Here is a 24,374-nt window from a genome sequence, read left to right as displayed (position 1 = left end):
CTACTTATTTCTTTGAGGTGTTTAATTGGATCTAACGCCAAATAAATCAGCTGTTAAGGTGGCACTTGCTGTGTCTCTTTCTGTGTGTTGTGCGCTTTGGTTGCAATGGGACAAGCCTTATTGGTCTGGCATGGCGGTGATTGTTATCGCCATGAGTGAGTCACTTGGGCATGCCATCAAAAAAGGTCAGCATCGACTTATTGGTACCAGTGTTGGCATTGTTATTGGATTACTGCTAATTAGTTTTTTATCTCAAGAACGTTTTCTGTTTTTGGCCTCGCTGTGTGCTGTGTTAGTTGTGTGTGTGTTTATGACTAGCGATGAAGAATACGGCGATATCTATCTGACTGTTTTTATCTCTTGCGTTGTGGTTGCCAGTATTGGTGGGTTTGATAGCCAAATCACTTTTAATACTTTATTGTTGCGTTTACAAGAAACCCTATTGGGGGTGGTGGCTTACACGTTGGTTTTTCGTGTGTTATGGCCGTGGGATACCGAAGAGATTTTTTTCTTACTGTTTAGCCAAACTCAACAAAAGTTAATTACCAGCCTTGATGACTTAGGGCATTTTTTAGCGACTGAGCCAGATGAGGGCTTGCTTAAAAAGGCGATTAAAAAGTCAGACCATCGCAATAGTATCAAGAAGTTAAATGAGTATCTTAACGTGCCTTTAAAGGGCAGTTATCAATTACAAAACCAGCATAGGCAGTGGAAAATACGTGTTAAAGCCATGTCTGTTGCCCAATACTATCTGTCATTTATACTGCAAAATATTTCCAGCTCAACACCGTTGATGATCCAGCAACGGCGGTTAAATAAAGCCGTGAATTTTTTAAAAGATGCAGAAAACGATACCCAACCGGCCACCATTAGCACTGAATATATATTGCAGGCTTATGATAATTTGCCGTCAGACGCTAAACCTGAGTTTATGCGCCCCAGAAATTATCGTCTTGATGCGTTAAAAGCATTGAAGGCGTTAAGTATTTTTGTGACGGCGATATTTATGTGGATTTATCTTCCCATTCCAGACAGTTACCTTTTCCCACTCAATGCCGCTATATATGCGGGGTTGTTAGCGACTATGCCCGATCGCGTCCTTAAACACTGGATGTTGGGTTATTTAGGTTTTGGGATATTGTTTATTGCCCAGTACGTATTGATCATGCCTTTGATGACGGAGGTTTGGCAATTAGCCTTATTTTACTTTATTAACACTTTCATTATTTGGCGGGTGGCATCAAAACCACAGTTTGTTATCCACCGACTTATTGGGGGGAATTTAATGATGATGATGACCATGGGCGCCTTACATAGCACCCCAACGTTTGACATTGAAACATCTTTAATCATGCTGATTTACATCATGTTGAGCTTGGTGTTGGTGCAATTTTATACTCGATTATTCAGTAATAAAATCGCACAACTTGGCAATTAATCATGAGTGGGTGTAGGGGCTATTCGTTGTTTTCCCAGCATATAACTTGATTTCTACCCGCTCCTTTAGCTTGGTAGAGGACTTTATCTGCCCTTGCAAGTAAATCGAGGTGTGAGCAAGGCACGCTGCTATAACTTGCGGCTATGCCAATACTAATGGTGATGTTGAATTGGCTTTTTTCAAATTCTATTGTCATAGCGGCAGCTTTTTTACGCAAATTGTCTGCCATTACGCGGGCCTCTTCTAGCGGGATGTGCGGTAAGCTGATGATAAACTCTTCGCCACCAAAACGGCCAATGATAGTCCCATCTTTAAATGTGTTGCGGCATAAGGTGGCAAAGGTTTGTAAAACATGGTCTCCAGCTAGGTGACCTAAACTGTCATTGATGTTTTTGAATAAATCTATGTCTATGATGAGTAATGACAGGGGCTGATTTTGTTGTTGGCAGCTGAGTAAGGCTTTTTTACTCAGCAGAAGACACTGACGTCGATTCAATAAGCCTGTCAGCACATCAGTGGTTGCTAATGCTATTAGTTCTTCTTCATGTTGTTTTCGTTCACTTATGTCAAGCCCAATCCCTTGATACCCTATGGGTTGACCGTCATCGGAAAGTATCAATCTGTCTGTCCATTGAAACCATTTTCTGTTGCCAAGACTGTCAGTACCACTGTGTTCGTGGGTTGAAATAGGATTGTCTGGGGTAATACCTGCAAGATGAATTTTGGCTCTTTCAATGTTTTCAGCATCCATCACATCATAAATACTCATTCCTATGATGTCTTCTGCTTTAGCACCAAAATAATTACATACAGCCGCATTTGCTAGGGTGACTATGCCCTCTGTAGTGTAGCGATATATTAGCGCGGGCATGTCTTCAACAACGGCGCGGTAGAAGGCTTTTTCATTTTGCAGATCTTTTTCAATCTGTTGTTTCGATTTAGATACCAGGATAACAATCAGTATTTCAAGCAAGTTGTTATCCTGATCAAACACCGGGAAGTAACGTAATGATAAGTCGATACTCATTTGCTGGTTTGCTAGCGTTAGCTGCGACATTTGGTCAGCTTGGGTTTGGCTAGCGCGTAACCATGGGGTGTCTTGTGTTGCGGGGGCTAAGGTGTTGATGATATCAAGCCATTGTTTACCATTGAGATAAGTGTCGTGTTCCTGGGAGGATAATGTGGGTAAAAACGACTTAATTAACGTTTCAAGTTCAGCATCAATGGTGCTGATGGCAAAGTGTTTATCCAGCCTTAACATGCCACTTTGTGGAAGTTCGACTAACTTATTAACGTGATTTCTACTGCTGTGCGATGGGATTGCCATAGTCATCCTTCTAAGGGGTACGCTATATTGAAATGCTAGCAAACTCGTTGAGTAAGATTAGATTACAACCACTTAGCAAATAGCACCTTAAGTTGGGGGCCCGTCATTAACGTGCACTTTATTGGTGCAATTGTATTGACTCTATCGGTTAAACACAACCAAACACTGATTAGTATATTTCAAGGCTTATGCTTTGTTAAAACCTTCTAAAGATGAGGCCTTCAGCGAACGTCTCTTTACGGTTATTGTTGATATGCAGTAAGGGGACCTCGCTATTTATGCAGACTTGGATTAATCTTTAAGCATCATCCGGTATAAGGAGTAATACCATGAAAGTCAGCGATATTATGACCCCAAATCCTGTCTGTATTAGCGATGAGGCCAGCTTGAAAGATGCCCATCAATTGATGCAAAGTCGCAATGTGCGTCATTTACCGGTGATTTCAGAAAACACCGGCGAATTTATTGGCATGCTGACCCACAAAAAGATGATCGCCAGTGTGCTAACTATGCTGAATAAGTATGGCCAAGGGGCGCTAGACCGTAAAGAACGCTACACACCAATTGCTGATGTAATGGAAACCCAAGCGCAAAAACTAGCGCTAGATGAGCCGCTTACTGTGGTGGTGCAATATTTTATTGATAACAAGCTAGGTTGTTTACCTGTGATTGATGCGCAAAACAAAGTGCTTGGCATTGTGACCTCATCAGATTTTGTGAAGTTGTGTCAGCGGTTGTTATTAACGCAAAAATAACAATCAAATGATTTAACGCTGCAGCGAATATGCTGTGGCGAAAACTAATGGAATACATGATTAAGCGACTAATAGGGTCGCTTTTTTGTTGGGTATAAAAAGGGGCTAAGCGCATTAGTCACCAGATCTGATACAGATAGGGTGTTTTACGTTGTGCTAAACATCATTTTCTATTAATCAGAAATAATGTTTTAGCAAATCAGGAGTCCACAAAAAAGCCCGAAGTAAAAAACTTCGGGCTTTTTATTTTTATTAGCTTATCGATTACAAAGTGTAACGAACACCAATTGCTATACCGTCTTCTTCTGACATTGACATTCTTGCTTCTTGTGCTTTGTCTGCACTGGTAAAGTCGCTGAAGTCTTTACGGCCTTCTACATACAATACTGTGTTGGTATCCCATACATAGTGTAAGCCAACTACCACAAACTGGCGCTTGAATACGTCGTTAGGGTCAGAATTAAAGTTTGGTTGAATAACATAATCATCACCCGCATCTAAAATGTTGTATGACACAAATGGACGTAAACCGTTGTCAAACTTGTACGAGAATAATGTTTCAACACCATAGGCATCTTTGATTAAGCGGCCTAGGTTATCTGTGTCATGGTTTTCTTGTTTATTGACGTTAGCGGCAGCATATAGGCCATTATTGTCCCAGTTGCCCCAGGTAATACCAGCACCGTAAATTAAGTCGATAGCCGTTGTTTGCTCACCATTACCAAAGGTCACATCAAACTCACCTCGGTTTACACCCGCGGTAAAGGTTAATTTGTCTGTGGCGTTATAGGTTACTGAGCCGCCATAGGTGTAATTAAATTCAACTTGTTGCGCTTCTTTTGCACCGCCAATGAACTCTTGCTCACAGTCAGATTGGCTTATTTCTTCGGTTGTATCACAAGTATAGAAGCTGCTGTTTTTAAGCTGAGTTTGAAGAGCGAAGCTGACGTCGCCAAAGCTGTTGCGGTATTGAACGGTTTTGTCGCCGCGACCGACACCATTTACTGCACCATCATCTTTGTTATAAGTGTATACACCGGCGGCATTACCATCCCACACAAAGCCGTAGTTGGTATTATAAACCACATCGTACCAAGCACCCCATTGCTTACCTATGGTTAATGAGCCATAGCTGTCATGTTCAAGCCCAACATAACCTAAACGGTTATAAAAGAACTCATCTTGTACTGATTCAAAGCGGTTGTTATAAACAATATCGCTGTTACCAACAGGGTTAACGCCCCACTCTAATTTAGTAAACGCTTTCCAGCCATCAGTAAGCTCACGATTAAAACCGAAGTTAATACGTGACGCACCATTAACAACTTCAGTTTCGCCCTGAGTATTAATGATACGGGCATCAACAAAACCGCCAATTTCTACTGCGTTTTTATCATCCTTGTAAATTTCAATTGCCGATACTGTTGGCGCAATAAAAAGTGCTGAAAGTGTGGTGGCTATGAGTGTCTTTTTCATTGGGGGTTTTAACCTTTTAGTTTGAGTCTGTAAGCTGTATCTCATTGTTTTATGCTTACTTGAGTTACGTACGAGATTAGCAAAAGATTATCAATCCCTCAAAGATAAAAGACACTATAACAGCTGATTAACATCAAATTTTCTAACTATTTAACCGATGATGTACAGAGTTAAATGCTAAAAACATACGATTCAAACAGACAATGAACAAATATTACATTGGGTTAACATCGGTTTTTTGTTTTAATAGCTTTATGATGACAAGTAAAATGGAGTAAAAATGATATTAGCTTGCCCCCATTGCGATACGTTAAATCGCGTGCCTCAAGAGCGCCTTGAGCAACAACCCACTTGTGGTAAGTGTAAGCAGCGCCTTTTTATTGGCGAGCCAATTGATCTTACCTCCGCTAATTTTAGCTACCATGCCAATAAATCAGAACTGCCTTTGATTGTGGATTTTTGGGCGAGTTGGTGTGGACCTTGTAAAAGTTTTGCCCCAGTCTTTTCTCAGGCTGCTCAAAAGTGGGAACCCACATTTCGCTTCGGTAAACTCAATACTGAAGAGCAACAAGCAATAGCGGCTCAATTTAATATTCGCTCTATTCCAACCTTAATGGTCTTCAAGCAAGGCAAAATAATTGCACAGCAATCAGGTGCCATGCCAGCATCATCATTCAACCAATGGCTAGAGTCAGTAAAATAGGCTTTTAGGTTTTTGATAGGTCAATATTGAAGTAATAAAACGCGATAATAAGATGTCGCGTTTTGTTATGGCGAATCTAGTTCAGGCTAGTCATTCTCGCTGTGGCCGTAACTTAATACTCGAGTAATTTGCCACTTATCGTTAACCTTGTGCCAAACCATCACAAACTTAGCTTTACCTTCACATTCACTCGTCTTATTTTGACAAAAAATATGCACCCCTTCAGTGATGGCGCCAAAGTCCTTAATCGAATGTACGTTGAAAGTCCCCTCAACCAGTTTACGGCTGTAATGACCACATGCATTGTTTTTGGTGTTGGCTATCATACTGTCACGGTTCCAGGTGACACCGCCATTATCGTGATAGAACTCAACATCAGATGCAAAAAAACTAGCATGTTTTTCCAGCTCATCCGGACTTTGACAACGATTAAATGATTCAAATACCGCTGTATCTAAGGCTTTCATTTTGTTAGCAAATATTAACTCATCAGCAACTGAAGTCATTGAGACAAATACTAATAAAACTAAGGCGAGCTTGGTCATCTTTTTCGATTCCTAGAGTCGAGAGCAAACAGGGTGCATGATAACGCTTTGATCAAGCAAGTTGAAATTTCATTAATATAGTACAGATGTAGACATAGTATAAATATCGTTATTTACCATTATCTTAAACTATCGATTTTACTACGCTAAGCCACTCTATTTCTGCCTAAGTGCTTGGCTTGATAAAGTTTTGTATCGGCTTGTGATAACGCATCAGATAGTGTCATTCCTGCTTCAAATTTGGCTATACCTATACTTAAAGTTATGGACAATATCTGATCTTCAAATTTGAATTTATGTTGACTGATTTTTACTCGAATAGATTCCGCTAACGCTAATGCTTCGGCTAATTCTTTGGCTTCAACTATGACACAAAATTCTTCCCCACCTATTCTGAAAGTAGAGTGGTGATTAGCGATAAGGCGAATTTGGGAAGCGCATTCTTTAAGAATAATATCCCCAGCTTCATGGCCATAGTTGTCATTTATTTCTTTAAAGTAATCAAGATCTAATAACAATATATACATCGAAACATTAGGTTTTTCCGACATTTCTTGGAACTGTTTTGTTAAACCCAAACGGTTATAGCTTTGGGTGAGAGGGTCAAGCAAGGCTAACTCTTGTAACTCTCTTTCTGAGTTCTCTCTGTTCGTTTCATATACATAAGATACGATCCACACAATAAGATAACTGCATACAAAATTAATCAGCATAGATGGGAACATCACTTCTGACTTTACGCTGATATCGAACACTGAAAACACCAGCAAAATACTGGTAGGAATAGCGGCTGTTTTTTTACCCAGTATAAGAAAATACAGCAAAGGGATAACCAGCACCCAGCAAAACCGAAAGCTGTTTAAGTCTGCGATATAAACAGCAAAAATAATCAATGCTGTAAGGCTATAAACGTATAGATGCACTTGCCAAAGTTGATGAAGTTCGTTTAAAGCACGATGCATTACGATAAGCGATAGCAAAGAGTACATTAGCTGAAAAGTCGCTAACACTGGGTTGCTGGTTTCTCTAAATAAGTTAAATAGACCTAAAAATAAGCCAATAATACTCAATACACAGCAGGTGCCTATTAACACTTTCTTTCTAAGCCGGTAGGTTTTATCTAACTCAATCCTATGCATAGCACTTCCATATCAAATTAATTTACATCATGTTCTTTTATCATAGCGTTATTTGGAACAACGAGTAATAAACATAAACATTAGACTTCATTGTTCAACCTTGAATCTGGGTCATTATTTGATGTTCACACTATGGCTTAGCCAATTCACTTTAATCGTTACACCATTATGGTGACTAACGCTTACCGTCCAGGTTTCAACGATTAGGTTATTTCAATAACGCTACAATTTCACGAAAGAATTCAATCGTTTCATGTTTAGAGATTAAGCTGTCTTGAAAGCCTAAATCAGCGCTATTTTTGACTATCACGATATTGTGTTTTTGATTGATGTAAATATATTGCCCATACACCCCAACACAAAAAAACTCTCCAGCTTCAGCTTCGGGGGGAAGCCATATTTGATAGCCATAACCCAGTTTATCAGCCTGCGGTTGCAGGTAGTCGGCTTGGGCTGTGGTGGCGGCTTTTATCCAATCAGCAGACACAATTTGTTGTCCATTGTACAAGCCATTGTTTAATAATAAACGGCCAAAGCGGGCATAGTCGCGGGTGGTCATATTCAAGCCACCTAAAGCAAAAGCCACGCCTTGAGAATCAGTTAACCAATAGGCATCGTCTTCCATGCCAAGCTGGCTCCACAGGGTGTTTTGTAACAATTCGACTAGCGACTGACCTGATACGCGCCTGACTATCATGCCTATCACATGGGTGTCCATACTGACATAGTGGAAGGTTTTGCCTGGTGTTGATTCATTAACAAGCTCGCTGGTCATCTGATCTAACGAACCGCCAATCGCTAAAACGCGGCCCATTTTATTGATATCAGAATAAAAGTCTTGGTAATCTTCATTCCACTTTACGCCTGAGGACATTTGCAAAACCTGTTTTACTTTTACCTTGGCATAACCCGAATTAGCCAGTTCTGGCAGGTAAAAATCGACAGGTTGCTCGATATCAATTTTGCCCGCATCTACCTGCATACCAAATAATATCGATACAAATGATTTTGCCATTGACCAGGAGATGCGTTTGTCATCGCTATGGGTGCCTAAAAAGTATTGTTCGTAGCTAATTTGGTCGTCTTTTAACACTAACAATGCAGTGGTGGCTCGGCGGGTTAAAAAGGCTTGGGTATTGGTCGATTGGTTTTTGTAAATAAATGATGCAGGTAAGGGATGCAAGTTGCTTTTAAACACATAAGGCGTGCCTTGTTGTTCAATTGTTTTATTAAAAAATACCGTTTTCATCTGGGAAAAGTTGTTGACGATTAATGCTTTATCAAACAGGGTGATGACGCTGTATAAACGGTTAACGGTCTGCCAATTAAATGCAATGAGTAGGGCGAAAACGATCACAATGCTGATTAGCGCAACTTTGATGTACTTTAACCAAGTAGGCATCGAGATTTCCCAATAGATAAATTAATGTATGTTCAGTAACCTAGGGTCTGTTGATCTTTCAAGGTTGTTTTTGCAGCGAATTGTTGGCCAATTATACAAGGCAGAGGCTTGGCTGTGTAGTTATTCTACATAATAAGCCGATAACGAAGTAAAAATGGCCAACAAACGCTGTCCGAAGGATTCGGCTAAAAACGAATTACGCTTTGTTGAGTGAACTTTGCTTAGATTGCTAGGCTTCACTCCACTCGCCGCGCTTAATTCGTTTTTATCTCGAACAAAATTCCACCAGCAAAGATCAACAGACCCTAGCGTTATACCTCAGATAAATCAATTCATTCATCGTATGGTTCACTATTGAAGGGGGTTAATTGTGTTATCTAAAATGGTCGTTAATGTTGAGCTGCATACTTCATCAAATTAATATAGTTGTCGACATAGTAGATATGGCTATTCAAGGCTAAAAAATCCACTAACTCTTCATGAGCTTGAGCCGTTACCGATAAGTAGTCTCCGCCTACACCATGAAAAATAATATTCACTAATAAAGTGTCACTGGGTTGCTGCTGAATATATTCGATAAGCTGTTTACCCGTTTCACCTGCGGGATATAGGATTGGCGTAAAACGAGGGTCAAGGCCATGACCTTTGATGGCAACAAAAAGGTGCCAGACGTTATCAAGGTATGGTTGGCCTTCAATTAGCAAATCACCGCAGGGCACGGTATAAGTCCGTTCCGTTTTGCCATCAAGGGTGGTTAAAAAAGCATTTGCCTGTTCGAGCTCCATCACCATCAGCTTGACGGTATAGCGGTCAAGATTGTGTGCCTGTTGCACCCACTCTCGGTTAGGTAATGAAGCGCTACAAGGGTGATTAACACTATGGTTACCAAGCTCATGACCATTCAAAACTGCGGCTTGCCATTCAGCTTTTCGTTGTAGTAGCACGGGTGAATTAATGACCACATAAAAGGAAGCCTTAAGGTTACGTTTATCCAATGCAGGAATGACATTATCTAACTGACTATTCAAGGCATCATCATAGGAAAGGCTTACCGCTAGCTTACTGCCATTGGGCCAGGTGAAGTGATTAGCAGGAGCCTCGGCATAGCTAAATATTGAACACATTGAGGCAAAGGTAACCAGTAAGCACTGATTTAGGTTATGGATGCTGAAGAGTATTTTTTTCAACAAGATTACTTTTCCGACAAGAGTGCAAGACGGATAATAGATTCGATAGTGGAAGATTGCTCGGCTGCAAACTCTACCCCAAATTCAACACCCTGCTTAAATGGCTTAAGGTTACACACTTTGCACGATAGGGTGAGGGTGGCTTCTTCTTGATCGTTTTCACAAAATTTAGCACTGACTAACATGTCTTCAATAATGCTATCTACGCCTCCTTGTGCAAGATTAATGTGACAACCTGATAACGACACATCTGTCATTATGGCCTGATATTCTTTGCCATTGGTGCTGATGGTGCAATTAAGTTCGGTTAACACTCGTTTAGTGGAGCGTAAATTATGGATTACCATAGTGTCAGGGAAATGTAATACCAATATTTTGGTCGGGGTGCTTAAGGTTTGCTTTAAGGTGGTTTGAAAAGCAATCACCGAGGCTTCGTGGCCTTCAACTAATCCCCGGACGGTTATCGGGGCATTTTTAATGATGTATTGTTCGTGTTTGCCAAGCTTGGCTGAGTCGGGAAATTGGATAAGAATAAATTGTTGGGGTAGATAGCCGATAAAGGTGGTTCTGAAGCGTCCGATTTCACCGGTTGGGGTGGATATATCAATATTAACCGGCGTACCCGCCAATAAAAACTTAAATGCGTTTGTGTGATTATTATTTTTGGTGCTGACTTGTTTGGTTGCCATACTTTGTCCATTTGGGGCTAACGCGTTCAACGTTTTCGCTCAGTGTATTAATCCTAGCAGATAATGAGTATTACTTTACTGGATTAAGATGAGCGGCAATTAAATCCGTTTAAAATCTTTATCTAACATGTTGCTCAGTAGTAGTTTTCCGGCTGGGTTGACTCTAAACTCGCCATATTTAGCCTTAGCAAATGCATCAGCTCGGCCCTCTTCAAAGAAAAAGGCATTACTGGCCAGTTTCACTCTGCCGCTTCGCACTCGATATTGAATTAACTGTTGATTTGGCAGCAACGCTTGCCCCTGATAAAGCGCATCAAATTGAGCAAGTTGATGTTGTGCTAGGGTAACAACAAATAAACCATCATCATTTTCTTGGTCTGTTGCTTGGCTAATGTTGCTGCTGATTTGGTAGTTTAGTGCCATATAGTCCCCTTGCATTAGCGAGCGAGGATCGACAGGTGCGAGTTCAAATACCACAATGTCGCCGTTAGCCAGTTGTTGCTCTTGCTGATAAATGTTGAGATTTACCAGTGCCAATATGGCTAAAGCACTGAGTGTCACCCCAATCGCGCTTTTACTGAACGTCATGGCGTTGCTCCTTGTTTGCTATTGTTTTGCCAATCGATAAAGCCATCGTCAAGCGGATCAGCAATAACACCACACCACTGGCCATTAACCATAATGATTTGTCGAATAAGTTAATGTGCAGCGAGTAGTAATATAGGCCGATAAAGCTAACTAATGCACCAATGGCAAGGGCAACGAGTTTGAATTCATTGTAAAAGTAGCCGAGTAACAACATGAGTAATGCGGTGCTGATCCCCGCCATGGGAATCGATAATAAACTGATTAATATTGCGCTTAATATGGCGATAAATTTAACTCGGCTAAGCTGTGCTGTGTTTGTTAGCTCAATAGGCTGGGTGCTTAACTGATTAAATACTTGGTTGATTAACCACAGTGCAGATAACAGTATCATAGCGACAGCAAGGTAATGACTAAAGCGCGCGTCAAATGTCATCAGTATTTGGGGAAGGTCCATCCAGCGGCCCATATCTGACAAGGCAAAGTTAGCACACAGTAAATTAAGGCTAATGGCGTACCCTAACATCCGTAGGCGCTGATAACTCTGTGGCCATTGATAAAGCTGTGACCATACCAGCATTAAACTGACAATTAATAGTGGCAGAATGAGTTGGCTGAGTTGGTATATTACCAATATGGCTAGCAAGCAAGGCACCATAGCGATAGCGGCAATAAATTGATTGGCTTTGTGTGGAATAAGCCACCAATGAACAGCAAAAAGCACAGCGTACATTAAGGCTATAAGGCCATCATCCATGTGCTTTAGGGTGTCGTGAATCCCCCAAAGCATCATCAACTGGCCAGATATACTGAAGGCGAATACCATTTGCAGTACAAACTCTTGATTACTTTTACCCATGCGATAATAGGTTAAACAGCCAAGTGTAATGAGTATACCCATCACCAGTATCGACTGTTCCTTGTCGTCGACAGAGGCAATACACACTAATACAAATGCCAATATAAACAAGGCTGCTATCCAACCACCAATAATTTGGGCACCTATAATATACCAGGGACTTGATAACGGAGTGTCAGGTGCTATGTCGTTGCCAACCAGTCCCTGGTTAAATAGTGATTGCCATAATTGTGCTTGCGACCCTTGGGCAGGGCTATTTGTTGGCTTACTCATCGCTGGCATCCTCATGGCTCAGTTGGGCTTTTGCGGTGAACTCTGTTTGTATTTGCTTTAGCCAATATAAGCTGCCGCTGGTGAGACCGACAATGATCATGGCAATCAATAAGAAGATCCCGATGGGATTATGACTTTCAAATAAGCCCCTTGATAATATCGACACAATGGTCGCGCAGAGGCTGGTTAATACTAAGGTGAGTGGGTAAAGCGCAGGCGATCGGTAACGATACCAGGCAAAAATAGTGGCCATTACCGTTAAATACAGTAACCAGTAGTAACCCAAGTGCACGGTGGAATCAAAATCAAACACCACCCACATCATCAGCCAGGTTAAGCTGACAATACTTGCTAATAAGCTGGTGGCCTCTACTACGGGGCTTTGGAAACGTGATTGACCCACCCATGTTAACCTGCGCGCTAGGCTAAAAAGCAGATGAATAGATAAATTAACTAAGCCAAAAATGGCAATGATTTGAATATCTTCCAGTAATAGCCCAAACACATGTGAGAATGAATCAAAGTAAATGCCTAAGCTGACGTTCAACAACACTGCAACCAACAGCCACAACAGATCAAACCCTGCGATAACAGCAAAAGGTAAAATGAAAAGCGCCCACAGGGCAAACAACTGCCAGGGATCGGCGCCTGTTTGATAGGTTTGCCCGACTAATGCGAGTAGTGCGCCGACCATGATACTGGCACCTAATAACATGGCGTTGGGTAAGTTCCAGCTTGCGTTTAGCGCACTAAACTTAGGTGGTTTTGAGGTCTTTGCTACACCATTAGCGAGATAAAACCCGCCAATAAAGGCCATAAACAAACCTTCAATAATTGCAAACTTAGTCAGGTTGGCTAATGCATCCCAATTGAATGCCATGAAAAATATCACCCCTGCCCCAAGCAATAAAATGCCAACAAACAGCACTAGATTAGAGATGAGTTGCAGCCAATTGTGCTCATTGGGATAAGGGTAGGCGACTAGCATGGCGGCGTTAAGATTGTTGGGGGCTATTTTACCCTCAGTAAACCATTGCCATATTTCTGAACGTTTTCTGATTATCATTCCATTTCCTTGGAATTAAGCCGCGGATGATTAACACTGCTTGACGATTTTTGGGTGACGCATTGTGGCCCATTCATGGTAGATATCACCTAAATATTGCTTCGCGAAACTCCTTGGTGATCTATGGTTATAATGAAAAACAATGGCCAATATAGCAATCATAATCATCAAAAAATATGCCCATTTTAGGGGGGCGTTAATTATTGAGTCAATGGATAGATTTATGGCATAAAAAAAGCCAGTTTCCTGGCTTTTTAAACTGTTAAATGGCGTTTACTTTATGTCGTTTACGCCATTAATTATGATGCTTAGAAAGTGATTGATTTGTCAGCACTACAAGTTGCAGTACCAGCTTCACATACTTTGTAAGTGTAGTTAAGGGTAGATTTAGAGCTTATTGAGTCTGCGTAAGCACCATCATTGGCGGTGGTAGTGACTTTAGTGCCGTTGCGATAAACATCCACATTGCTACCTGACAATCCAGCAAAGGTTAAATTGATAATCTTAGACCCTTTACTTTTCACGCCATTCAAGCTCAAAGTGATATCGCCGCCTGTGGGTGGAGGTGTGACCCCGCCGCCATTACAGCCATTAGTTGTTAAATATGCATGTGCTGCAGCAGCTTTAACAATACCATATCCAAAGTAATCATCTTTACCTGGTGCACCTGCATCTTGCGCCGTTGCTTTAAGAGCATCACGGATTTCAGTACCAGTACATTCGCTGTGCTGTGACCATACTAACGCCGCAATACCAGAAACTGCAGGCGTTGCCATTGAGGTGCCGCTCATAAATCCAAAATCAGAGGTACCAATATTAATCGCTGCAGCTGATGCTGCAATTAATGTTGCTCTGTCTTCAAATGCCGCGCCTACCGCTGGAATTGACGTTGCGTTGGCATCACCTAATGTACCGTATAGCATACCAGGTTCATTATTAATGATAACCGCACCCACACCGCCAGACGCTTCACAGTTTGCCACTTTATCGTAGAAAGAGATCACGCCGCGATCAATGATACACACATTACCATTTGCGCCGCTGTCTACTGCTTCTGCAGTGCCCATGTAATAAGTTGAACCAGATGCATTACCTGAATTCTCCATAGAAGAAGAAGCAATGAATGCGTTATCTGCTGTTAATGAAGATGCTGTAGCCATATCTGCTGGATAAGTTGATAAGGTATCAACACCACCCGCTGTCACTTCAACACAAATGGTTTCATCTGTCGTTACGCGACGACCTTTACCAGAAGAACAAGATGGAAATTGAGAAAAGTCAGCAATGTTATTGTTAGCATCATTGGCACCAATCATCATTACTGATGGGTAACCAGCAGGGTAAGAACGGACATTGTTACCATCGTTACCTGCAGCAGCCACCACTAAACCACCTGCATCAGTAAAGGCTTGGAACGCATTTGATTCAGTTGAGTTTGAACCACCGCCACCTAGACTCATGCTAATGATGTTGGCACCAGCATTACTACATAGGTTTGCAGCATGTGCTAGATCTGATGAATAACCCCAGCCAGCTTCGTTAAATACTTTGATGATGTGTAAGTCAACATCAGGTGCCATACCTACAACACCGAACCCATTATCTGATGCGGCAATAGTACCCGCTACGTGAGTACCATGTGGACCACCGTGATCATCCCAGTTGCCCGTGCCTGAATCGTTATTACCAGTGATCTTATTCCAGTCAAAATCTGTGTTGCTGCGGTCAAGACCCGAATCAATAATACACACTTTGATGCCCGCATTTGGATTAAAGCTAACTTGGTTGGCTTGTGATTGGTACACAGCATATGGCGTGACTTGTTGTGTCATTGGGTTGCCGCTGTCGTCAGCGTAAACAGACATTAAATGACGTGGTTGGTCTAATTCAACCAGCTTAACGTGAGGATTATTTAATAGTCCTTTTACTTGTGCTAAGTCTTTACCGCTAAATGTTGCCGCGATAAAGCCATCGCCATCAACGTGAATTTGAGCGCCTAATTGCTTAGCTAATGCTTTTACTATGCCTTTCTTTTGTTGGTCAACTTGAATGACATAGCGATCGTCAGCGGCTTGAGATGATGCGCTAACACCAACAGTTAGGGCTAGCATTGCACTTGAAAGTAAAGATAATTTCATGACTTTTCTCTTTTTAGTTATTGTTTTACCACCGACTACATTCACCTGTCTTTGCAAGTTTTGGTAGCATTTCGTATTAAGGTCTTAAGGTGTAACTCAGTAAAACGTATCACAACGTATCGTTGTTAACAATTTATTAACGTAAACTTGGTTTGAGTTATGTAATGCAATTTTTACATGGTTGCTAATTTATTGTTTTTGCTTGTTAATTTATTTTGTTAATGTATACAGTCGCTTAGGTGGCCAGCTTGGATTGCTGTATCAGGTTTGTGGTTATGTTCTCTACCTATGTTACTTCCTGTATAGAACATAATAGTGTTTTACGCGACCCTACTTGCTAACATTATATTAACATTGTTGTACTGTTTGAGTTTTAACGCAGTGACACAGATAGGTTTTATTTATGAGTTAATTTTTGAGTGGTATTGCGAATTAACATCAGAATGAGTTAACGAGGAAAAATGTGGTGAGTTATCATCAAAAAGAGGACATATAGTCCCCTTTTTGATGGTTATTGATTTTTATATAAATAGATAAAAGCTAAAACTTAACAGCGATTAATGCACTAAACCGCGGCGCTTTAATAACGCGTCAGTTGATGGTTTTTTACCGGCAAAGTCGATATAGCTTTGCATCAAATCCTGGCTGTTACCTTTTGATAAAACCGTGTCACGGTATTTTTGACCGTTTTCTAAGGTTAATCCACCCTGCGACATCATGTAAGAGAATGAGTCAGCAGCAAACACTTCGGTCCACAAGTAGGCGTAGTAACCAGCAGAATAACCGCCGCCAAAGCTGTGGCTAAAGTAAGTGGTTTTATAACGAGGGGGAACTGGCGTGTAATCTAAGCCATGTTTTGCTAAGGCTTGTTTTTCAAAGGCGGCCACATCGGTAATCTCGGTGTCGGCTGCAATTGAGTGCCATTCCATGTCGAGTAACGCCGCTGATAGATATTCAACGGTACCAAAACCTTGGTTAAAGGTATGGGCTTTTAATACTTTAGCCAATAACTCGGCAGGAATAGGTTCACCCGTTTGATAGTGTTTAGCATAGTTCGCGAGCACCTGAGGGTCGATGCTCCAATCTTCATTGGCCTGTGATGGAAACTCCACAAAGTCACGCGCGGTTAACGTACCCGCTAGACTTGGGTAATTAACCTGTGAATACAAGCCATGAATAGCGTGGCCGAACTCATGGAATAGGGTGCTGACCTCATCAAATGTCATCAGGGTTGGCTGGCCTTCAGCTGGCTTAGGTATATTTAGCGCATTGTAAACAACAGGCTGAGTATTTTTTAAGAATGATTGGCTAACAAGTTCATCCATCCATGCGCCACCTTGTTTACCCTGGCGGGCATATAGATCGAGGTAGAACAAACCAATTGAGCTGCCATCTTGATTGAAAATCTCATAGGCGCTGACATCTTTATGCCAAACGGGTAAGTCATTGCGTGGTTTTACGCTAATGCCGTACAGTTTATTCATCGCGAAGAACATACCATCATTTAATACTGTGTTCATTTCGAAATAAGGTTTTACTTGGCTGTCGTCTAGATCATATTTGGCTTTACGGACTTTTTCCGCATAGAAAGCCCAGTCCCAAGGTGCCAGTTCAAATGTTTGACCCTCTTTAACGATTTCAGCTTGAATATCGGCCGCTTCGACTTTGGCTTTAACCAGAGCTTTTGGGGCCAGATCGTCAAGAATGCCATAAACCGCTTCAGGGGTTTTAGCCATTTGATCGCCAAGAGCATAAGCCGCCCATGTTGGATAGCCTAATAGATTGGCTTTTTGGGCGCGTAATTTGGCTATGTTAATGTTGAGCGGTGCATTGGTTTCCATTGCGCGATAGGCCGATGTTTCCCACAGTTTTTTACGTAAGTCTCGGTTTTTAAGGCTAGATAACAAGGGTTGAGCTGTAGTGTTGACTAAGGTGATCATGTAACCGGTTTTACCAGCATCTTTAGCCGCTGCGGCAAGTGATGCAATTTCGCTATCAGACAAACCGTCAAGTTGCGCTTTATCTTCAACCACAATCACATCATCTTTGTATGACTTTAATAAGTTTTGTGAAAAGCTGGTTTCAAGTTTAGCTAGCTGGCCATTGAGTTCACGCATTTTAGTTTTATCAGCTGGTGATAACTCAGCACCTGCACGCACAAAGCTATCGTAATACACTTCAACTAAACGCAGATCTTCACCAGTCAATGTCGCTTTGTTTTTATAAATAGCCTGAATGCGGGCAAACAGCTTTTCATCAAGATACATGTTGTCCTGATGTGCAGTTAACTTGGGGACTATTTGCTCTTCAACACTGGTGAAGTTGTCGTCTGAAATTAATCCTGAAAGATTGAAGAAGATACGTTGAGTGCGGTCTAAAATTGCACCTGTTTTTTCTAAAGCCACAATGGTGTTTTCAAAGGTTGCAGCTTCACTGTTATTGGTAATCGCCTCAATTTCAGCTTTATGTTCTAACATGCCTTGCTCAAATGCTGGCAAATAGTCACTGGCTTGCAACTTGTCGAACTGTGGTGCCATATATTGCAATGGGCTTGGTGTCAGTAGGACGTTTGCGACGCTTGCAGGTGCTTTAGTCATTGTTGTTGGTGTCTCTGCTGCTTTGCTATTGATAGTGGCGTCTGTTGATGGTTCTGAACAGGCACTCAGCATCAGTGCGGCACTGATTGCTGTAGTGATAAGAGTTTTACGCATTGAAATATCCTTGGGTCTTTGCCCTTTCGGTGTATTTGTTCGATATGTGCTTGTGTTGTTAATTTTGCGTTGTTGGATGGAACAAAGTGACAACGCGAATACAATACCAAGCTATAGTCTTTTAGCCTAGGAGGAAAAATTAAGATTAACCTTTGTTAGCAACAGGCATAAGCAAAAAGGCAGGTTAAATCCTCTTTCTCTTCTATCTGAGCTATTTTTTACGTCATCTTCTACATTTTTATGGTGGTAATTTACTGATATTCGCGTAGTTTAGGGATGATTGAAATGCACGACTAGGTGGTCATATGAAAGCAGGTAAACACGATACAAAACTGCTGAAGCTCGCAATGGACATTGGCATGGGTTACGCGCACAAACGTGGTTTTGCTGATTTTGGTAAAGGTATTTCGCCGAAAGACAAAGTTGAATGTATTTATCGGTTATTAGTACAAGATAAGTTAATACAACCATTAGCTGAAGATAAAGACGACGGACCCAATAGAAAGCACAAACTGATATTGTGGATCAGTAAACAATTACCTAAAGATCACGAGCTGCTAAACTAACTTTGGCTTTTTGATGGTTATCATCACTTGATTGACGCGTTTGATTTAGCCACCTTAATTTTATGCTTTGAGTTAGTTTCTAAGTGACTTGGGTTTTTATAAGTATTTATTCGCTTTGTGAGTATTTATTATGACATCGATACTTGAGCAGACGACCTGTATTGCCTACAATGACGCACGCTTTATTCACAATAGACAACGACTATGAACGACACAACTTCACAACCTGCTTTACCCGATCGCTTAAGTGTTAATCCACGTAGCCCACATCATGTGGCTGCTATTTTTGAACATGAAATTGGTATTACCTTAAACGGTAAAGAACGTTTTGATGTAGAAGAATATTGTATCAGTGAAGGTTGGGTAAAAGTCCCAGCTGGCAAAGCGTTAGATCGCCGTGGCCAACCACTGACAATGACGATGAAAGGTAAAGTTGAAGCGTTTTATCGTTAAGATTTACGCATCGACATAACCCGCTTATGTGCCAAATACTGATGTTCATATTGAACTCAGGACTAAAAATAAAGCGCTACCATGAACATGGGAAGCGCTTTATTTTTGGTTTTCATATAGCTTAAGTCAGCATGAGCCTGTTATAGATAATTATTTGAGATAAATGATTACTCCCACGCTACTTAATCAAAATCGAATCCAAGTTTGCTAATTATCACTTAATACATTGATGACTATTTTATTGCTGCGATCTCTTTTTCCACAGCAGCAACAACAGCCTGTGGATTGTTTAGGTACAAAGAATGATCGATAAAAATGGCATTGTCATCTACTGTCATTACTAGCACTGGGAACCCTGTTGTGCCAATGACCTGTTGTATTTCAATAATGTTCTCAAGGACATATTCAGCTTCCATACTGAGTTCATCTTTAAATATTTTATTTGAGGGTGATAACTTGCAGTTTTCGACTATGGCATTGAAGTCATGTTTATTATCGAGTGGATTACCTTCAATAAAGTGAGCGCGTTGAATCGCATTAAGAGTTACCAATTGTTTTTCAGGCTGTTTGGCCTGCAACCATGCCATTAAATTTGCCGTTTTAATGGAGTTTTTAGGGCTATTGACGTAACGGATATGATCACGGCCAAATTTAAGTCCACTTATTTTTGCCGCTGCAGCCATTTGAGCTTCACCGGCACTGTCTGTACCTATGTAATGTGCGCTGTGTAATAAGTGCACTGTCATTTGCGGATAGGCTGCTTGCAACGCATTCACTAAAGGCGTGGTGGCGTAGCTCCAAGGACAATGTGAGTCATAGATAAAATAAAGCTCAGTGGTCATTAAGTTAATTCTTGTTAGCGATCAGATGCGCCGATCCTAATTAGTTTACCGACATTATACAATCTTTGAATCTGCAATTAACTGCAGAATGGGTGAGGGCGATACTTGTTGAAACACCTGTGAAATTAATTCTGGGTTAATGTCATTGACATATTATGGCAGGATATTGACCGTCATAAATCATGTTTGATTTTCAGGAGTAATAATGTCACTGATATTTTTATCAAAAACACGTGCGATGACATTAAGCAGTTGCTTAGTGGCTAGCGCTATATTGTCAGGTTGTGGCTTTATAGGCTCAGATGAAAAACAACAAGCAGAAGCACTTTGGTTAGCTAAAGACGAACAACTAAAACTGGCAGTTGAAGCCGTTAGAAGTCAGGGCATTGATGCGGTCATTAAAGGCGCTGAGGCCGGCAGTGTTTCGGCGTGTGTTGCAGCTAAGTTGAGTGAAGATCCGCTAGGCGAACTTGTCAGTGTCGAGGGGGCTTTAGCTGAGTCTGCGCAGGTTGCTGAGCTTATTGGCTCGATACAAAAGTTACTTGAGCAAGACATTAGCTTTGAGCAAGTGGCAGGTTTACTTCAGCAGGGGGCTGATGCAGCCTCTTATGCCAAATCGTTGATTGAGCAACTTGGGGTCACTGGGGCGATAGCCAGTATGCAACAAATGGCTTTGGCCAGTGAGCAATATGCGACTCAAGATTTAGGCGGACACTTTAAGCAATTGTTATTAGAGTGTCAGTCTCAACAATCAAGCAAATAATATTGCAAAGTCATGGTGAAACAACAGTTTGTGTGATTACGTGGTAGCATTTATTTATGCTTTATTTGGTTTTTAACGTAAAAGCCGGCTGTTAACAGCCGGCTTTATTTGTTGGCGATGAAGGCGAGTGATAATGGGCAGACGTTATTTCATCTTAACCACTATGCCATCTTAATCGCTATTTCATGTTAACGACTAAGCTTGCTCCGTTACTTGATGGAGCACCATCGGCGCTGATGTAATACCAGCCTTCACTTGGTGCAGTAATGGTTAAGCGTTCATCATTGGTCGAACTTTCTGATTTAACATCATATGAACTTGGATTAGCCCAGGTTTGCTTATTACCGTAAAGATTAACATTTCCGGTGCCATTGCCACTTATTACTGTCACTTCTTCTGTCGCTGCTGGCACATAGAAGTAGTAACTTGAGTGACCATCAGCAATACAGATAGCTTGTCCAAATGTTACCGCGCCATAGCTGTAAGGTGCTTGCGTTGCACAGGCATCTTCGATGGCTAAAGGCGGGGTTCCTGTATCATTGTTGGTTAGGCTGACATTTAAGCTAACACCTTCGTAAGCTTGTTCTGCCACTAAACTGATATATACCCAACCTCTGTTTGCGATCACGCTGAGTAATTCATCATTATTGGCCGTGGTTGCTTTTGCATCATAAGCTGAGGTTTTTGCCCAAATATTTTGGTTAAAGTAAATATCGACATTGCCGCTTCCGCCAGCGGTTGATATATAAAGCGGCGTATTATCTTCTTCTACATAAGTGTAGAAATAGTTAATGCTTTGACCACTCACACACTCGGCTTGCTCTTTGGTTAGATTACCGTCTGTAATAGTTGGGCTACCGCAGTGCTGAATAGGATCAATTGGTCCATCAGTATCTGCATTATCACCTATTCCATCACCATCAGAATCGGCCCACTCACTAGGATCGTTTGGAAATACATCGGCATTATCACCAAAACCATCACCATCTGAGTCGATTGTTTCAGTAGGATCGGCGGGGAACATATCACTGTTATCACCTACGCCATCGCCATCAGTATCTCGGGTTTCTGTCGGATCAAATGGGAAAGCATCCTGATTGTCATTTACGCCGTCACCATCAGAGTCAATGGGCGCCACAACGCCGGTGTCGATGGTGTCATCGTTGCTAGATACTGTGGCGAGCCAGGTGTTCCATTCAGTGTTGTATTGTTGGCCAATTGTATCATTGATATAGGTTAGCCAACCTGCAGCGTCACCACTGCGGGCAAGTACTAGCAGTGCATCGACATCTGATCTGTGTTTTTCAAACATAAAACGTACGGCGAGATAGCCCCAACTGTAAACTCGTTCTGTGCCGCTGTCATAGGTGTTCGATAAAATCTCACTTAAGCTAAATGCTTGTGAGCGTCCAACATTAATTGCACCATCATTACGGTTTTGTTTAGAGATGTATTCCGCTAAACCTTCTGCCCACCACACTGATTTTCCGGTATCAATGTCGAAGTAATTAAATGCGCCATAAAGGTTAAAGCGGCCATCAAGGTAGTGCACATACTCATGCTCAAGGTTCCAGACAAGGATGTCTTCTGTCCATGTGGCTTCATGGGCAATAAATCTTGCTTGGTTGCCTTCTTGAGACGGTGTTCCTTCTAGGTACATACCACCATTGTTAGTGCCTATACCAAATATCACCCCAGCATACTGAACATAGTCATTGTAACTATCAAAAATATTCACTTCCAGGCGTTCATTTAAGTCATCCGCTACGGGCTGATATCCTGTTGCCAGCACATTGTGAAACAGTGTTTCTTCTAAGCCCATTAGATCACATGAGCTTTGTAACTCCGTATCTGTTAGTGCTTGTGCGCGAATATAGATGGTGTCGCTACAGGTATAGTTAATCGGTAATGCAGTACGTTCAAGTTCTTCTTCCCAGCCGCAAATACCGAAAGCTTCACATTCTCCAGGGTTGTAATAATCAAGGTAGCCAGCACCATCAGCCCATTCAGATGACATACGTTCAAATTTACTCATGTAAAGTTGTACGCCATCGTTTAACCGCGTTTTGAAGCTAGCAGGCAGGTTCCAGGTTTTTTGGTAGCCATAAAATCGTCCAAATTCGTGGAATGCATCGGTAGATTCATATTGATAGGCAGAAGTATAAATATACTCTGAGGTCGCTATTTTCAGTAAAGCATCAATTAAGTCACTATGGGCGAGGGCATTTTGGCTGTATTCATCTTCCCAAGTACCGTAATAAAGTGTGGTTAATGCGCTAGTCAGTGCCGCACGGTGGCGATTACTGGCAAGGTATTCGGGATTAAACCTTTGTAAGTAATCAGTAATAACTGGCACACTTTCAAGAATATGATCCGCACTTGCCCATGAGCTAAAAAATTCAGTTAAGGTGTCACCTGAGCTTTGGCTTAAATCAAATAAATGCGGGTTTTTAGTGTATTCCTGTAATGCCGCATAAACGGCATCTGCTGCCTGAGTGTCGCTGTAAGTTAAGTTATCGTTATAGAATTCAATATAAAACGCGCCGCGTAAGAAGTAGAAAAGATTACGCATTTCATCGCCATTACGGCTATCGTAGGTCGCGGCGATACTTTTCGCTTGATTCGCAACCGACACTACATTTGCAGTTTGATATACAGCTACCGAGACTGCATCATTTCTTGAATATAATTCTGAGATACACGACAGTTCTGCTTGTTTGACAAAATCAAATAATGCTTGGCCAGTTAAATTAGCCATTTCACTGCTACATACATTGGGTGCTGCTTCTGCAGCAGTCGCCAATGCGCCCATTGGCCCATCAATCTTTTTTAATGACTTGCCCTCCGCAGGGGGCTGAAGTGGATCTGTTTTGGTATTTTTTTGTTGGCCAGGGATATTGGCGCCTTTCTCAAAGCGATTGGTAGTCGCCTTAACTTGATCTAATTTTGACGTCTCTTTGATTGTAGAAGGTTTGTTGGTGGTCGAGAACTCCTCAATGTTTGAAGACTCTTTCACAGTTGGAGGTGCCTCGTTAGTCGCTTGTGCATGGAATGGGAAAAGAATGGTTGAGCATGCAAGCGCTACGGCATGAACAGTGAATTTTCGGCTGACATCGATTAATGGTGATGATTTTATTGGCATTTTAAACTCCAGTTAATTACAACAATGTCGTTAAATCACCTAATTCAAGGAAGTGATGTTCAGACTATTATGTTTTTATCGTCGTGAATTCTATTGTGATACTTAGGGTTGTTAATCTTTTGTTAAAGATTGGTATAATTTATAATGTATACAATATTTAGTATCAAGTATAAAAATCACCACAAAAGTGGTTTACAGGCAGAGAGGATTTTTGAAGGTGAATGTGCATTCAGTAGTCAAATTAATGGCTCAGTCTCGTGAGGAACTGTGGTATTTAAACAGAGGTTAATAATATGCCGATATGGGCTTTCGAGC

Annotated in this window: 20 protein-coding genes; 6 read left to right on the top strand and 14 right to left on the bottom strand. The window is 41.4% G+C overall.

Annotated features, from left to right (window positions below):
* Positions 1-25: 25 nt before the first annotated feature.
* On the top strand, positions 26-1,438 hold the full coding sequence (locus ORI98_RS10900) for an FUSC family protein (protein WP_261298709.1): 1,413 nt from the start codon (positions 26-28) through the stop codon (positions 1,436-1,438).
* A gap of 19 nt (positions 1,439-1,457) precedes the next feature.
* Here ORI98_RS10900 and ORI98_RS10895 read toward each other — a convergent pair whose 3' ends face one another.
* Positions 1,458-2,765, bottom strand: coding sequence for a sensor domain-containing diguanylate cyclase (locus ORI98_RS10895; RefSeq protein ID WP_306135228.1), 1,308 nt, complete (start codon positions 2,763-2,765; stop codon positions 1,458-1,460).
* Between the two features lie 329 nt (positions 2,766-3,094).
* On the opposite strand from ORI98_RS10895, the gene ORI98_RS10890 reads away from it, so the two are divergent.
* Positions 3,095-3,520, top strand: coding sequence for an HPP family protein (locus ORI98_RS10890; protein WP_261298707.1), 426 nt, complete (start codon positions 3,095-3,097; stop codon positions 3,518-3,520).
* Positions 3,521-3,784: 264 nt separating this feature from the next.
* Here the strand turns inward: ORI98_RS10890 and ORI98_RS10885 are convergent, their stop codons facing one another.
* A complete protein-coding gene (locus ORI98_RS10885; RefSeq protein WP_261298706.1) occupies positions 3,785-4,996 on the bottom strand; it encodes a porin in 1,212 nt (403 codons plus the stop codon).
* Between the two features lie 280 nt (positions 4,997-5,276).
* Here ORI98_RS10885 and trxC point away from each other — a divergent pair, with 280 nt between their 5' ends.
* Positions 5,277-5,699 (top strand): thioredoxin TrxC, encoded by a 423-nt coding sequence (trxC, locus tag ORI98_RS10880; protein WP_306135227.1) that lies wholly within the window; start codon positions 5,277-5,279, stop codon positions 5,697-5,699.
* A gap of 86 nt (positions 5,700-5,785) precedes the next feature.
* Here the strand turns inward: trxC and ORI98_RS10875 are convergent, their stop codons facing one another.
* From ORI98_RS10875 to ORI98_RS10825, 10 genes are all read right to left on the bottom strand, one after another.
* Positions 5,786-6,244: a nuclear transport factor 2 family protein gene (locus ORI98_RS10875; RefSeq protein WP_306135226.1), complete on the bottom strand. Its 459-nt coding sequence runs from the start codon at positions 6,242-6,244 to the stop codon at positions 5,786-5,788.
* A gap of 146 nt (positions 6,245-6,390) precedes the next feature.
* Complete coding sequence (locus tag ORI98_RS10870; RefSeq protein ID WP_306135225.1) at positions 6,391-7,383, bottom strand: GGDEF domain-containing protein; 993 nt, start codon at positions 7,381-7,383, stop codon at positions 6,391-6,393.
* A 208-nt stretch (positions 7,384-7,591) separates the two neighbouring features.
* Complete coding sequence (locus ORI98_RS10865) at positions 7,592-8,785, bottom strand: serine hydrolase (protein WP_306135224.1); 1,194 nt, start codon at positions 8,783-8,785, stop codon at positions 7,592-7,594.
* Between the two features lie 389 nt (positions 8,786-9,174).
* Positions 9,175-9,972 (bottom strand): polysaccharide deacetylase family protein, encoded by a 798-nt coding sequence (locus tag ORI98_RS10855; protein WP_306135223.1) that lies wholly within the window; start codon positions 9,970-9,972, stop codon positions 9,175-9,177.
* A gap of 5 nt (positions 9,973-9,977) precedes the next feature.
* Entirely contained in the window at positions 9,978-10,661 is a 684-nt protein-coding gene (locus ORI98_RS10850) for a PilZ domain-containing protein (RefSeq protein ID WP_306135222.1), read from the bottom strand.
* 99 nt (positions 10,662-10,760) lie between these two features.
* Positions 10,761-11,249 (bottom strand): GDYXXLXY domain-containing protein, encoded by a 489-nt coding sequence (locus ORI98_RS10845; RefSeq protein ID WP_306135221.1) that lies wholly within the window; start codon positions 11,247-11,249, stop codon positions 10,761-10,763.
* A complete protein-coding gene (locus ORI98_RS10840; RefSeq protein ID WP_306135220.1) occupies positions 11,236-12,378 on the bottom strand; it encodes a DUF4401 domain-containing protein in 1,143 nt (380 codons plus the stop codon). The genes ORI98_RS10845 and ORI98_RS10840 overlap by 14 nt, the downstream gene beginning before the upstream one ends.
* Entirely contained in the window at positions 12,371-13,444 is a 1,074-nt protein-coding gene (locus tag ORI98_RS10835; protein WP_306135219.1) for a DUF2157 domain-containing protein, read from the bottom strand. Before ORI98_RS10835 ends, ORI98_RS10840 begins: the two co-directional genes overlap by 8 nt.
* A gap of 308 nt (positions 13,445-13,752) precedes the next feature.
* On the bottom strand, positions 13,753-15,582 hold the full coding sequence (locus ORI98_RS10830) for a S8 family serine peptidase (protein ID WP_306135218.1): 1,830 nt from the start codon (positions 15,580-15,582) through the stop codon (positions 13,753-13,755).
* Between the two features lie 557 nt (positions 15,583-16,139).
* Positions 16,140-18,293 carry a M3 family metallopeptidase gene (locus ORI98_RS10825; RefSeq protein ID WP_306135217.1) on the bottom strand — a complete coding sequence of 718 codons (2,154 nt, stop codon included), beginning with the start codon at positions 18,291-18,293 and terminating at the stop codon, positions 16,140-16,142.
* Between the two features lie 305 nt (positions 18,294-18,598).
* Here ORI98_RS10825 and ORI98_RS10820 point away from each other — a divergent pair, with 305 nt between their 5' ends.
* Together ORI98_RS10820 and ORI98_RS10815 are read left to right on the top strand one after the other, a co-directional pair.
* Positions 18,599-18,859 (top strand): DUF5062 family protein, encoded by a 261-nt coding sequence (locus ORI98_RS10820; RefSeq protein WP_188840837.1) that lies wholly within the window; start codon positions 18,599-18,601, stop codon positions 18,857-18,859.
* 204 nt (positions 18,860-19,063) lie between these two features.
* On the top strand, positions 19,064-19,312 hold the full coding sequence (locus ORI98_RS10815; protein ID WP_188840836.1) for a DUF3297 family protein: 249 nt from the start codon (positions 19,064-19,066) through the stop codon (positions 19,310-19,312).
* 233 nt (positions 19,313-19,545) lie between these two features.
* Here ORI98_RS10815 and ORI98_RS10810 read toward each other — a convergent pair whose 3' ends face one another.
* Positions 19,546-20,154, bottom strand: coding sequence for a protein-disulfide isomerase (locus ORI98_RS10810; protein WP_306135216.1), 609 nt, complete (start codon positions 20,152-20,154; stop codon positions 19,546-19,548).
* A 238-nt stretch (positions 20,155-20,392) separates the two neighbouring features.
* On the opposite strand from ORI98_RS10810, the gene ORI98_RS10805 reads away from it, so the two are divergent.
* The gene (locus ORI98_RS10805; protein ID WP_261298773.1) at positions 20,393-20,917 is read left to right on the top strand and encodes a hypothetical protein; all 525 of its coding nucleotides are present in this window, start codon (positions 20,393-20,395) and stop codon (positions 20,915-20,917) included.
* A gap of 178 nt (positions 20,918-21,095) precedes the next feature.
* Here the strand turns inward: ORI98_RS10805 and ORI98_RS10800 are convergent, their stop codons facing one another.
* Complete coding sequence (locus tag ORI98_RS10800; protein WP_306135215.1) at positions 21,096-24,059, bottom strand: M9 family metallopeptidase; 2,964 nt, start codon at positions 24,057-24,059, stop codon at positions 21,096-21,098.
* Positions 24,060-24,374 lie beyond the last annotated feature (315 nt).

It is taken from the genome of Shewanella sp. ULN5 (assembly GCF_030731885.1).
GTDB lineage: Bacteria > Pseudomonadota > Gammaproteobacteria > Enterobacterales > Shewanellaceae > Shewanella > Shewanella holmiensis.
This window is presented reverse-complemented; position numbering and strand designations above follow the sequence as displayed.